This window comes from Kitasatospora sp. NPDC059722 (assembly GCF_042733235.1).
Taxonomy (GTDB): Bacteria; Actinomycetota; Actinomycetes; order Streptomycetales; family Streptomycetaceae; genus Kitasatospora.
Genome location: NZ_JBHWGD010000018.1, coordinates 89,793 through 101,180 on the forward strand (window position 1 = coordinate 89,793; position 11,388 = coordinate 101,180).

An 11,388-nucleotide genomic window follows, 5' to 3' on the forward strand; every position below is an offset into this window, starting at 1 on the left:
GGGCGGCGCGGCGGCGGGCGGGGGGCGGCCGCGGGGGGCGCGGGGGGGGGGGAGCTCGGGCTCTCCGCCCGCGCCGCGCCCCCCCCCCTCCCACCCGCCCCCCCCGCTCCTGGTGTTCGTGGTCGGTCCTGCGGTGATGCGGTGCTCCTTCTTCTCCGACTGGCAGGTCGGACTGGGCGTGCCTAGAGGTGTGCGAGCTTGTAGAGCACGGGCGCGGCCTCCCGGAGGACGGCCCATTCCTCCTCGTCGAGCCCTTCGGCGAGCTCGGCGAGCCAGGCGTTGCGACGCCGGCGGCTCTCCGCCAGGATCGCCTCGGCCTGCTCGGTGCTGCTGACGACCACCTGGCGGCGGTCCTCGGGGTGCGGCTCGCGCCGCACGAGCCCCTTCTCCTCCAGCATCGCGACGATCCTGGTCATCGAAGGGGGCTGCACGTGCTCCTTCCGGGCGAGCTCACCCGGCGTGGCCTTTCCGCACCGGGCGAGGGTGCCCAGCACCCCCATCTCGGTAGGGCTCAGCGACTCCTCGACCCGCTGGTGTTTGAGCCGGCGGGAGAGGCGCATCGTGGACGATCGCAGCTGGTTGACCGCTGCGAGGTCCTGCTCGGACATCTCGGGCATGGTCGTTAGCTTACGTCATTACTCTCGCTAACGAAAATTGGTTACCGCCCTCCCCACCCTCCCCGCGGTCCACCGCCGCGCCGGAAGATCGCCCCGGTGCCATATTGGACATAGGTCTCGACTCCCAGAAGGGCCGACCAGACATGTCCGACCTCGCCGCCGACCAGGCCGCCCCGAACGGCACCGGCTTCGCCCGGCTCGCCCTGGTCACCATCGACTGCGCCGACCCGGTCGCGCTGGCCGGGTTCTACGGCGAACTGCTCGGCTGGGAGACCCGCCACGCGGACGAGCACTTCGCGATCCTCGACAACCCCGAGGGCGGCAGCCCGCTGGCCTTCGGACGGGTCACCGGCTACCGCCCGGAGCCCTGGACGGAACCGGACGGCGGCAAGCACTTCCACCTCGACTTCTACGTCGACGACCTCGACGAGGCCATCGGCCGGGCCCTGGAGCTCGGCGCCACCGAGCCGACGTACCAGCACGGCCGCACGCTCAAGGTGCTGATCGACCCAGCCGGCCACCCGTTCGGGCTAGCCCCCCTGGACTAACCCACGAACGGGCCCGGCGGACCTGCGCAGAGGGTGTCAGGGATTGGTGCCAAGATCATGCAGGCCCCGTAAAGGCCCACGCTGACCTGGGACTTCACGAAAACGCCGAACCTTGTGCGACCGCCGGGCAGTGGTTACTGTCCCGGTTGTCAGGGCCCCGTTGTCAGGGGCACCACATGTCAGGGGCACCATGCCAGGTCTCCCCCCGGCGGACCCCGTCCGTGCCCACTGCGCACGCCTTCCCACGCGCCCCACCGGCCGTCCCGTTCCTCCCGGCAGTCCCGCGTCCGCCCGAGCCCTGGCGCCCTCTTCCCCCCTCATCCGTCCAGGGAGCTGTCATTGGGTGAGATCCACCATGCCGACCACGGCTGGATAACACCGGCGGTCTCGTACTTCGTCGCCTGCCTCGGCTCGTTCGTCGCCCTGCGCAGCGCCCGCTGGGCGCTCGTCTCCCAGGGCCGCACCCGGGTCAACTGGCTGCTCTTCGCGGCCACTTCGCTCGGCGCCGGAATCTGGTCCATGCACTTCATCGCGATGCTCGGCTTCTCCGTCAGCGGCGTCGACATCACCTACCGGCCCGGGCCGACGGTGCTCAGCCTCGTGGTCGCGATCATCGTCGTCGGCGTCGGCCTGTTCACCGTCGGGTACAGCAGGCGCCCGGTGCTGTCGCTGCTCGCCGGCGGCCTGACCACGGGCCTCGGGGTCGCGGCGATGCACTACCTCGGCATGGCCGCGATGGTCCTGCCCGGGCACGTGCACTACGACCGCACGACGGTCGGGCTGTCCATCGGCATCGCGGTGTTCGCGGCGACGGCCGCGCTCTGGGCCGCGCTGAACATCCGCGGCACGCTGGCCGTCCTGGCGGCGGCGCCGGTGATGGGCGTCGCCGTGTGCGCGATGCACTACACGGGCATGTCGGCGCTCTCCGTCGAACTCGACTTCTCGCAGAACACCCAGGGCGGCGTGATGGCGCTGGAGTTCATCTTCCCGCTCGGGGTCGGGCTCGGCTGCTACGTGTTCTTCGGCGCGCTCGCCTTCGCGGTGTCGCCGAGCAAGAGCGTCACCCAGCCCGTCGTCGTCGGCCACGCCGCACCACTGGCCGCACGCCGGCGCTGAGCGCTCGCCGGCTCTGAGTGCTCGCCGACACTCAGCGCACGCACGGCGGAGGCCGGGCCCGAACCCACCGGGCCCGGCCTCCGCTTTCGCGTCCCGCTACTCGGGCCCGCCGAGCAGCCCGGTCAAGTGCTCCGGCGTGGCCACCGGGCACACCTTGCGGACGAAGTCCCGCCGCAGCCCGTGGTACGGCTCGCCCGCGCGGTAGAAGTTGGCGTGCATGCGCCGGAGCTCCTCCGCCCGGTAGTCGGCGAGCGGGCGCTCCTCGTCGTCCGCGGCCAACCGGCGCTTCTTGTCGACCAGCCGCGCGGTGAGCTCCGGCGAGGCGGCGAGGCGGGCCGCCTCACGGACCGTCCAGCGGCGGAAACCGGCCGCGTCCCCGCCCTCCGTGCGGTCCACCAGGCCGATCCGGCGGGCCTGCTCGGCCCCGACCGGCAGCGCCTCGGTGGTCAGCCGCTCCGCCCACTCGGCGCCGACCCGGCGCGGCAGGGTGTACGTCCAGTACTCGGAGCCGTACAGGCCCATCAGCCGGTAGTGCGGGTTGAGCACCGCCGACTCGCGGCACCACACCTCGTCGGCGGCGATCGCCAGCATCAGCCCGCCCGCGGCGGCGTTCCCGGCGAGCGCCGAGACGGTCAGCTTGTCGGTCGTGGTGAGGATCGCCGCGACCAGGTCGTCCATCGCGTTGATGTTCTCCCACGACTCCAGCGCCGGGAAGGACGCGCCCTCGATGACGTTGAGGTGGATGCCGTTGGAGTAGAAGTCCCGGGCCGCGCCGAGCACCAGCACCGAGGTGGGCCGGTCGGCGGCCGCGCGGTAGGCGGTGAGCAGGCGGCGGCACTGCTCGGTGCTCATCGCCCCGCCGGTGTGGGCGAATTCGAGGAAGCCGACGTCGCCGTCCTCGTGGTAGCGCAGCTCCGACCAGGTGTCGCGGCGGGCCGCCTCGGCCGGGGTCACCGGCACCTCGCGGACGCGGTGCAGCTCGTCGGCGAGCACCGTCGCGGCGGGCAGCTTGAAGGTGGCGGGCCCGCCCGGGGTGCGGCGCGGGCGCAGCTGCGGGATCCACACCGCGCCGTCCACGGTGGCCCGGCAGATCGCGCCGTCGCGGGTCGCGAGCACCTCGCCGGGCACGGGGCCGCGCAGCTCGTCCTCGGGGTGGCCGCCGTGCAGGAAGAAATCGCGGCCGTACAGCTCGTCGAGCACGCCGGGCTGGGAGTCGGCGGCGCGGAGCTTGCGGAGCACGGTGGCGGTGTCGTCGGCGGACCAGTCGATCCGGCGCGCGTCCTGCCGCAGGAACGGGCGCAGCCGGCCGCGCACGTCGGGCCGGTCGTAGTCGAGCGGTTCGGGGGTGAACAGCCCGCCCTCGTGACGCTGGACGGCCAGCAGGACGGCCTCGACGGCGGCGTCGGCCACCTCGTTGCGGTACAGCTCGCTCTTGCCGCACGCGGGGACGGTGAACTCGACCGACGCCCAGATGTCGCCCGCGTCCATCTCCCCGACGGCCTGCAGGACGGTGACGCCCCAGCGCTCGGCGCCCTCGGTGATCGCCCAGTCCAGCGAGGACGGGCCGCGGTCGCCCTTGGGGCCGGGGTGCACGATGAGGACGGTCCGGGCACGCCAGACGTCCTCCGGAACGGCCTTGGTGAGCATCGGGCAGACGATCAGCTCGGGATCGGTCCGGTCCACCGCGGCCCGCACCTGTTCGTCGCCGAGGGCGAGCTGGACGGCGACCTGGTGGCCGCGCCCGCGCAGTTCGGTGTGGACGCGCTGGGTCAGGCTGTTGAACGCACTGGCGATCAGGAGAATGCGCAAGGGGGCCTCCGACGGGGACTGGGGGTCGCGCGCGGAGGCGATGAAACCAGGGCATGGACACGTAATGATTACGGTCGGCCCGTCCCCGCCCGACCCTCACGCACCCTGCACACCTGTGGCCCCGGCATGGCGCACGCTTCGCGGGATCTCCCCAGCCCCTCCCCGGAGTTGACCTCCCGCGTTCGCCTCCGTCGGGTTAGCGGGGAAAGGCCCGGCGGGCCCGCCAGGTGGTGTGCTCGCGGGAGACCGCGTCCTCGGCCTCGGCGGCCAGGCGGGCCCAGCGGGTCTCCGCGTCCGGCGCCCGGGGGTCGAGGTCGGACAGCTGGTTGCCGACGTTCTCCAGCTCGCGGGCGGCCAGCTGGTAGGCGGCGGCCAGCGGGCGGAGCTGCTTGAGCTGCGTCCAGGCGATGATCGACGCGGCCGCGGCGGAGCTGGCGCCGAAGACGTGCACCTGCAGCGCGCCGGTCGCCTGCGCGATGGCCGCCGCCGCGCCGATGATGATCAGCACCGCGATGCCGAGCCCCCACGACACGGCCTGCGACTCGCACGCCTCGGCCCGGGAGCGGTACCAGGTGCGCTGGCTCTCGACCCGGGTGCGCAGGTAGAGCGTCCGCCGGGCGGTCAGCGAGCCGGCCCTGGCCAGCCGCATCTCGGGGGTGATCTCGGGGACGGTGCCGGGCGGCACGATCTCCGGGTCCTCGAAGGCCCGCATCACGTCTTCGAGCTGCAGCAGGTAGCCGCGGTCCACGTCGGGCGAGTCCGCCTCGCCGTCGAACGGGCGGGCGCGCACCGAGTACTTCCAGGCGAGCGTCTTCACCGACTCGGCCGCGGCCCTGGCCTCGTACCAGCGGCCCTGCGGGTTGCTGCGGCGCAGCCGGGACCAGAAGTAGCCGGCGACCAGGAAGGCCACCACCGAGAAGAGCGGCGCGATGTCGCCGTCGCCCGCCTTGTCCGGGCCCGGGAACGAGCCGATCACGGCGGCGATCACCAGCATCGCGATCAGCCCGCGGTACCACCGGAGCGTCTCGCGCTGTCCGTCCAGCGAGGCCTTGTCCGCCGTCCAGAACAGGTCCGGCAGCAGCTTGGCCTCGTCTCCCCCGGGCGGATCCTGTTGCACCATCGGTCGAGCCCCCTCCCCGTCGCCCCGTCCAGGCAGTATGCCCCCGGCCAACTCCGGTACACAGTCACATTTTTGACACCTTTCCCACGCGTCCGATTGTCTCCCTCGACCGGTAACCGATATAACCGGTTACATGCCGCTGCACTGGAAACTCGTCGTCGACTGCGCCGATCCGCTCCGCCAGGCCGCCTTCTGGGCCGCCGCCCTCGACTACGCGGTCGAGGACAACAGCGCCCTGGTCACCCGCCTCCTCGCGGCCGGCGCCCTCCCCGCGGAGGCCGTGACCGAGTTCGAGGGCCGCCCCGCGTTCCGCGCCCTGCTCGCCGTCCGCCACCCGGACGACCCGTTCGACCCGGCCACCGGCACCGGCCTGGGCCGCCGCATCCTCTTCCAGGCCGTCCCCGAGCCCAAGGAGACGAAGAACCGCCTCCACCTCGACCTCCACCCCGGCCCCGGAGCCCGCGAGGCCACCGTCACCCGCCTGCGGTCCCTCGGCGCCACCGTCCTGCGCCACGTGAAGGAGAACGGCGGCGAATGGACGACGATGGCCGACCCCGAGGGCAACGAGTTCTGCGTCCAGTAGCCCGGCCGAAACACACCGCGGCCCCGCCCTCCACGGAGGAGGACGGGGCCGCGGGCGGGGCGTACGGCGCTCAGAGCAGGCCGAGGGCCGGCATCAGGTAGTTCAGTCGGCCGTACCGCCCGGCACGACCCAGCGAGTGGGCTGCCCGGTGATGGACGCGATCATGTCGTAGTCGCCGTCGTAGTGCAGGACCGTGACCCCGTGCCGTTCCGCCGTCGCGGCGATCAGCAGGTCGGCCATCGACAGGGCGCGATGGTTCCCGCGGAACAGCGCACGACGCTGGATGTCCTTCGCCCGGTCCCAGACCTCATCGGTGCACGGCAGGTAGTCGAACCCCCGGAGCAGGTGGCTCAGCCGGTCCGCTTCCGCCGCACTCCGGGCGCTGTGCAGGACCTCCATCTCGACCGCGGCGCTCACCGCGAGGAGCGCCCGCTGCGAGAGATCGTCGAGAACCGGCCGCACCGCCGGTTTGCCCCAGCGCGCCAGGGCCGACTTGTCGATCAGGTAGCGCTCTCGGGTCACGCGGCAGCCGACTTGCCCGGCTCCCCGAGGAGGTCGAACTCCCCGTTGGCGATGGCATCGGCCAGCTCTATCCGCCTGGCCAGCTTCACGGCCTCCAACAGCGCCGCATTGACCGTGGCGACCTTCGTCGTCGTGCCGAACAAGCGCTGCGCCTCGGCGAGAAGGTCATCGTCGAGATCGATCACCGTGCGAGCCATGGCCCTCTCCCTCGATCGACAACAAGAAAACGATATCAGTCCAGGAACATTCTCGATATCGAATACGGCCCCGCACCCAAGGGGTGCGGGGCCGCCGGAAACCCGGCGAAGCAGGCTCAGAGCAGGCCGAGGGCCGGCATCAGGTAGTAGAAGGCGAAGACGCCCGCGACCGCGTACATCGGGATCGGGACCTCGCGGCCGCGGCCCGCGGCGATGCGCAGGATGCAGAAGGCGACGAAGCCGAAGCCGATGCCGTTGGTGATCGAGTACGTGAAGGGCATCATCACGATCGTCAGGAACGCCGGGATCGCGATCGTGTAGTCGGCCCAGTCGATCTCCTTGATCGAGTTGGCCAGGATCAGGAAGCCGACGGTGACCAGGGCCGGGGTGGCGGCCTGCGCGGGGACCATGGTGGCGAGCGGGGTGAGGAAGAGCGCCACCACGAAGAGCAGGCCCGTGACGATCGAGGCGAAGCCGGTCCTGGCGCCCTCGCCGACGCCGGCCGTGGACTCGACGAAGCAGGTGTTCGCGGACGCGGAGGTGGCGCCGCCGGCCGCCGTGGCGATGCCGTCGACCATGAGGATCCGGTTGATGCCCGGCAGGTCGCCCTTCTCGTCGAGCAGGTGGGCCTCGTCGGCGACGCCGAGGATGGTGCCCATCGCGTCGAAGAAGCACGACATCAGCACGGTGAAGACGAACAGCGCGCCGGTCAGCACGCCGACCTTCTCGAAGCCGCCGAACAGGCTGACCTTGCCGACCAGGCCGAAGTCCGGGGCGGCGACCGGGTTGCCGGGCCACGCCGGGACGGTCAGGCCCCACTTGAGCGCCGGGATGTCGGCGAACTTGTCGATCACGACGGCGACGGCGGTGCTGACCGCGATGCTGATGAGGATCGCGCCGGGCACCTTGCGGATCACCAGGACGAGGGTGAGCAGCAGGCCGACGACGAACACCAGGACCGGCCAGCCGAGCAGGTGGCCGCTGCCGCCGAGCTGGAGCGGCACGGTGGTGTGGGCGGCGTCCGGGATGCGGCTGACGAAGCCGGAGTCGACCAGCCCGACGAGGCTGATGAACAGGCCGATGCCGATCGCGATGGCCTTGCGCAGCCCGAGCGGCACGGCGTTCATGACCCGCTCGCGCAGCCCGGTGGCGACCAGCAGCATGATCGCGAAGCCGGCCAGGACGACCATGCCCATCGCGTCCGGCCAGGTCATCCTGGGCGCGAGCTGGAGCGCCACGATGGTGTTGACGCCGAGGCCGGCGGCCAGGCCGATCGGCACATTGCCGATGACGCCCATCAGCAGGGTGGTGAGACCCGCGGTGAGGGCGGTCGCGGTGACCAGCTGGGCGCTGTCCAGGTGGGTCCCGTTCAGGTCCGTGGCGCTGGCCAGGATGATCGGGTTGAGCACCAGGATGTAGGCCATGGTGAAGAACGTGGCCACGCCGCCGCGGATCTCGCGCGGCAGGGTGGAGCCGCGCTCGCTGATCCGGAAGTAGCGGTCCAGGGCGCCGGAGGGCGGCTCGGGCGCGGTGTCGGCGGGCTCGGGCGACTCGGTGGTCGGCTGGACCACAGGCATGCGTGCGTCCTCTGTGGGGGGCGGAGGAGGGGGGTGAACGCCCTGGTCGACGGTGGCCGGGCGCAGAACTAAAAGTATGGTTTCCGGATCGAACCCGCGCTATCTTCGCGCGTAGAGCCGCACGCGGCCCCGAGCGGACGCCGGATGGCCCCCGCCGGACCCGCGCCCCGTACGCTAGGCCCCATGCCCAAGACCCCGCTGCACCCCTCCCCTCCGCCGCTGGAGGCCAACGACGTCGCGATCGTCGGCGGCGGCACGGTGCTGTGGTTCGTCGCCTTCCTGGTGCTGCTGCCGTTCCAGGGCACCCTCTCCGACCACGGCCACGGCACCTGGCCCTGGGTCTGCCTGTCCGGCGGACTGCTCGGCCTGATCGGCCTCTGGTACTGCCGCGCCCGCCGGGACGCGATCGCCCGCAGCCGCGCCGCCGAGGCCGCGGCTGCCGCGCACCCCGAAGGGACGGGCCCGGACGGGGCCGCGTAGACCCCGGCCACCCGGTCGGACCGAATAGGCCTTTAGTAGCACGCATCGGACATAAGGCACCCGTAGAGTCGGTGCCATGACGCAGCCTGCCCACTCCGCGGAAGAGCAGCCCGGCGACGGCGACCGCCCCGACGGTGCGCACCCCCTCGGCCTGCTGCCCGGCCGGCGCGGCGGGCTGAGCGGCGCGGAGGTGGCCGAGCGGGTCGCGCGCGGACAGGTCAACGACGTCCCGGTGCGCTCCAGCCGCTCCGCCAAGGAGATCGTCCGGGCCAACGTCTTCACCCGGTTCAACGCGATCATCGGCGTGATGTTCGGGATCATCCTGGTCGTCGGCCCGATCCAGGACGGCCTGTTCGGCCTGGTCATCGTCGCCAACACGGCGATCGGCATCATCCAGGAGCTGCGCGCCAAGAAGACCCTGGACAGCCTGGCCCTGATCGGCGAGGCCCGCCCGCAGGTGCGCCGGGACGGCACCGTCCAGCAGATCGGCGTCGGCGAGATCGTGCTCGACGACACCGTGCTGCTCGGCATCGGCGACAAGGTGATCGTCGACGGCGAGGTCACCGAGGCGGACGGCCTGGAGATCGACGAGTCGCTGCTGACCGGCGAGCCCGACCCCGTCCTCAAACAGCCCGGCGACCAGGTGATGTCCGGCAGCTTCGTGGTGGCCGGCGCGGGCGCGTTCACCGCGACGAAGGTCGGGCGCGAGGCGTACGCGGCGCAACTGGCCGAGGAGGCGAGCCGGTTCACGCTGGTGAAGTCGGAGCTGCGCACCGGCATCAACAGCATCCTGCGGTTCATCACCTACCTGCTGGTCCCGACCGCGATCGGCCTGATCATCAGCCAGCTGGCCGTCGAGGGCCGGGACTGGCGCGAGGCGGTGCGCCGCATGGTGGCCGGCATCGTGCCGATGGTCCCGGAGGGCCTGGTGCTGCTCACCTCGGTCGCCTTCGCGATCGGCGTGATCCGGCTCGGGCGCAAGCAGTGCCTGGTGCAGGAGCTGCCCGCGATCGAAGGGCTGGCCCGGGTCGACACGGTGTGCCTGGACAAGACCGGCACGCTCACCGAGGGCGGCATGGACGTGATCGACCTGCGCGTGATCTCCGACGGCGTGCCCGGGGCGGTCGGGCCGCGGACGATCGAGCACGCGCTCGGCGTGATGGCCGGGGCCGACGCCCGGCCGAACCCGTCCATGCAGGCCGTCATCGCCGCCTACGGGGACGGCTCCCGGACCATGACCGGGGCCGCGGGCGGTGCGAACGGCTGGCGCGTGATCGAGGCCATGCCGTTCTCCTCCGCCCGCAAGTGGAGCGGCGTGCAGCTGCTGGAGCCGCAGGGCGGCGAGGCCACCTGGCTGCTCGGCGCCCCCGACGTCCTGCTGCCCGCCGGCCACCCGGCGCTCGCCGAGGTGGACGAGCTGGGCGCCAAGGGCCTGCGGGTGCTGCTGATCGGCCGCAATCCCGTCCCGCTGGACTCCCCCGACCCGGCGGCGGGCCTCACACCGTTGGCCCTGGTGGTGCTTCAGCAGCGGCTGCGCGAGGACGCGGCGGCCACGCTGCGGTACTTCGAGGGGCAGCAGGTCCGGGCGAAGGTGATCTCCGGCGACGCCGCGGTCTCGGTCGGCGCGGTCGCCGCCCACCTCGGCCTGCCCGGCGCGGACCAGCCGCTGGACGCCCGCACGCTGCCGACCGAGCCGGAGGCGCTCGCCGACGCCGCCGATCGCACGAGCGTGTTCGGCCGCGTCACCCCGCAGCAGAAGCGCGAGCTGGTCGGCGCGCTGCAGTCGCTCGGGCACACGGTGGCCATGACGGGCGACGGCGTCAACGACGTGCTCGCGCTCAAGGACGCGGACATCGGCGTGGCGATGGGCACCGGCAGCGACGCGACCAAGGCGGTCGCCCAGATCGTGCTGCTGAACGACTCCTTCGCGACGCTCCCCTCGGTGGTGGCCGAGGGCCGCCGGGTGATCGGCAACATCGAGCGCGTCGCCGGGCTGTTCCTGGTCAAGACCGTGTACTCGGTCCTGCTGGCGCTGCTGGTGATCTTCACCCACTCGCCGTACCCGTTCCTGCCCCGGCACTCGACCGTGCTGTCCACGCTCACCATCGGCGTGCCGGCCTTCTTCCTCGCGCTCGCCCCCAACAACGAGCGCGCCCGCACCGGCTTCGTCAAACGCGTGCTGCGGCTGGCGATCCCGGGCGGCGCCATCGCGGGCACCGGGACGTTCGTGGCCTACGCGCTGGCCAGGGCGAACCACGCGACGGACCTCAAGGCCGACACCAGCGTGGCCACGCTGACGCTGTTCCTGATCGCCATCTGGGTGCTCGCCATCGTCGCCCGCCCGTACAACTGGTGGCGCCTGCTGCTGATCGGCACGATGGGCGGCGCGTTCTCGCTGGTGCTGCTGGTCCCGTGGCTGTCCGACTTCTTCCAGCTCCGCCTGGTCGGCATCCGCGACCCGTGGACGGGCGTCGGCATCGCGGTGATCTGCTGCATGGCCCTGGAAATCGCCTGGCGCTTCATGAAACGCCGCGGCTACGAGTGACGCGGCGTCCTCGTCCGGCCTAACATGCCCCCGAGAGGGGGTGCCGGATGGCGCGCAGGGGTGGGGAGTTGGAGGCGTTCATCGCCTTCCTGGGCGGGCTGCTGGCGGTCACGCCGCCGGCCCTGGCGATGACGGTCCTGCACGTGCTTCCGAGGTCCGAGCCGTCGCTGCGGGCCGCCGGGATGCTGACGCTCGGCGTGGTCTGGCTGACCGTCACCGTCACGCTCTACCTGCGGCTGCGGGCCCGCCCCGACGGACGGACCCGCTGACACCG

The 11,388-nt window shown here is 72.2% G+C and carries 12 protein-coding genes; 6 read left to right on the top strand and 6 right to left on the bottom strand.

The window, feature by feature from the left end; translation table 11 throughout:
- Nucleotides 1-182: 182 nt before the first annotated feature.
- A complete protein-coding gene (locus ACFV4F_RS14860; RefSeq protein WP_359967692.1) occupies nucleotides 183-617 on the bottom strand; it encodes a MarR family transcriptional regulator in 435 nt (144 codons plus the stop codon).
- A gap of 143 nt (nucleotides 618-760) precedes the next feature.
- On the opposite strand from ACFV4F_RS14860, the gene ACFV4F_RS14865 reads away from it, so the two are divergent.
- Nucleotides 761-1,165 carry a VOC family protein gene (locus ACFV4F_RS14865; RefSeq protein ID WP_380435541.1) on the top strand — a complete coding sequence of 135 codons (405 nt, stop codon included), beginning with the start codon at nucleotides 761-763 and terminating at the stop codon, nucleotides 1,163-1,165.
- Between the two features lie 339 nt (nucleotides 1,166-1,504).
- Nucleotides 1,505-2,281, top strand: coding sequence for an MHYT domain-containing protein (locus tag ACFV4F_RS14870; RefSeq protein ID WP_380502544.1), 777 nt, complete (start codon nucleotides 1,505-1,507; stop codon nucleotides 2,279-2,281).
- Nucleotides 2,282-2,377: 96 nt separating this feature from the next.
- On the opposite strand, the gene ACFV4F_RS14875 is transcribed toward ACFV4F_RS14870, so the two are convergent.
- Complete coding sequence (locus ACFV4F_RS14875; RefSeq protein WP_380502547.1) at nucleotides 2,378-4,090, bottom strand: hydrogenase maturation protein; 1,713 nt, start codon at nucleotides 4,088-4,090, stop codon at nucleotides 2,378-2,380.
- Between the two features lie 196 nt (nucleotides 4,091-4,286).
- Nucleotides 4,287-5,210 (bottom strand): DUF4231 domain-containing protein, encoded by a 924-nt coding sequence (locus tag ACFV4F_RS14880; protein ID WP_380502550.1) that lies wholly within the window; start codon nucleotides 5,208-5,210, stop codon nucleotides 4,287-4,289.
- Between the two features lie 133 nt (nucleotides 5,211-5,343).
- On the opposite strand from ACFV4F_RS14880, the gene ACFV4F_RS14885 reads away from it, so the two are divergent.
- Nucleotides 5,344-5,793 carry a VOC family protein gene (locus ACFV4F_RS14885; RefSeq protein ID WP_380498367.1) on the top strand — a complete coding sequence of 150 codons (450 nt, stop codon included), beginning with the start codon at nucleotides 5,344-5,346 and terminating at the stop codon, nucleotides 5,791-5,793.
- Nucleotides 5,794-5,895: 102 nt separating this feature from the next.
- Here ACFV4F_RS14885 and ACFV4F_RS14890 read toward each other — a convergent pair whose 3' ends face one another.
- The 3 genes from ACFV4F_RS14890 to ACFV4F_RS14900 form a co-directional block, all read right to left on the bottom strand.
- Nucleotides 5,896-6,315: a PIN domain nuclease gene (locus ACFV4F_RS14890; protein WP_380502553.1), complete on the bottom strand. Its 420-nt coding sequence runs from the start codon at nucleotides 6,313-6,315 to the stop codon at nucleotides 5,896-5,898.
- On the bottom strand, nucleotides 6,312-6,512 hold the full coding sequence (locus tag ACFV4F_RS14895; RefSeq protein ID WP_380498365.1) for a type II toxin-antitoxin system VapB family antitoxin: 201 nt from the start codon (nucleotides 6,510-6,512) through the stop codon (nucleotides 6,312-6,314). The genes ACFV4F_RS14890 and ACFV4F_RS14895 overlap by 4 nt, the downstream gene beginning before the upstream one ends.
- A 116-nt stretch (nucleotides 6,513-6,628) precedes the next feature.
- A complete protein-coding gene (locus ACFV4F_RS14900; RefSeq protein WP_380502556.1) occupies nucleotides 6,629-8,089 on the bottom strand; it encodes an NCS2 family permease in 1,461 nt (486 codons plus the stop codon).
- A 183-nt stretch (nucleotides 8,090-8,272) separates the two neighbouring features.
- On the opposite strand from ACFV4F_RS14900, the gene ACFV4F_RS14905 reads away from it, so the two are divergent.
- From ACFV4F_RS14905 to ACFV4F_RS14915, 3 genes are all read left to right on the top strand, one after another.
- Complete coding sequence (locus tag ACFV4F_RS14905; RefSeq protein WP_380435529.1) at nucleotides 8,273-8,569, top strand: DUF2530 domain-containing protein; 297 nt, start codon at nucleotides 8,273-8,275, stop codon at nucleotides 8,567-8,569.
- A 76-nt stretch (nucleotides 8,570-8,645) separates the two neighbouring features.
- On the top strand, nucleotides 8,646-11,114 hold the full coding sequence (locus tag ACFV4F_RS14910; RefSeq protein WP_380502559.1) for an HAD-IC family P-type ATPase: 2,469 nt from the start codon (nucleotides 8,646-8,648) through the stop codon (nucleotides 11,112-11,114).
- Between the two features lie 47 nt (nucleotides 11,115-11,161).
- Complete coding sequence (locus ACFV4F_RS14915) at nucleotides 11,162-11,383, top strand: hypothetical protein (protein WP_380435525.1); 222 nt, start codon at nucleotides 11,162-11,164, stop codon at nucleotides 11,381-11,383.
- Nucleotides 11,384-11,388: the final 5 nt, after the last annotated feature.

Coding starts and splice junctions, on each gene's coding strand:
- ACFV4F_RS14860 (WP_359967692.1), bottom strand. CDS start 617: ATGCCCGAGATGTCCGAGCAGGACCTCGCAGCGGTCAACCAGCTGCGA.
- ACFV4F_RS14865 (WP_380435541.1), top strand. CDS start 761: ATGTCCGACCTCGCCGCCGACCAGGCCGCCCCGAACGGCACCGGCTTC.
- ACFV4F_RS14880 (WP_380502550.1), bottom strand. CDS start 5,210: ATGGTGCAACAGGATCCGCCCGGGGGAGACGAGGCCAAGCTGCTGCCG.
- ACFV4F_RS14885 (WP_380498367.1), top strand. CDS start 5,344: ATGCCGCTGCACTGGAAACTCGTCGTCGACTGCGCCGATCCGCTCCGC.
- ACFV4F_RS14895 (WP_380498365.1), bottom strand. CDS start 6,512: ATGGCTCGCACGGTGATCGATCTCGACGATGACCTTCTCGCCGAGGCG.
- ACFV4F_RS14900 (WP_380502556.1), bottom strand. CDS start 8,089: ATGCCTGTGGTCCAGCCGACCACCGAGTCGCCCGAGCCCGCCGACACC.
- ACFV4F_RS14905 (WP_380435529.1), top strand. CDS start 8,273: ATGCCCAAGACCCCGCTGCACCCCTCCCCTCCGCCGCTGGAGGCCAAC.
- ACFV4F_RS14910 (WP_380502559.1), top strand. CDS start 8,646: ATGACGCAGCCTGCCCACTCCGCGGAAGAGCAGCCCGGCGACGGCGAC.
- ACFV4F_RS14915 (WP_380435525.1), top strand. CDS start 11,162: ATGGCGCGCAGGGGTGGGGAGTTGGAGGCGTTCATCGCCTTCCTGGGC.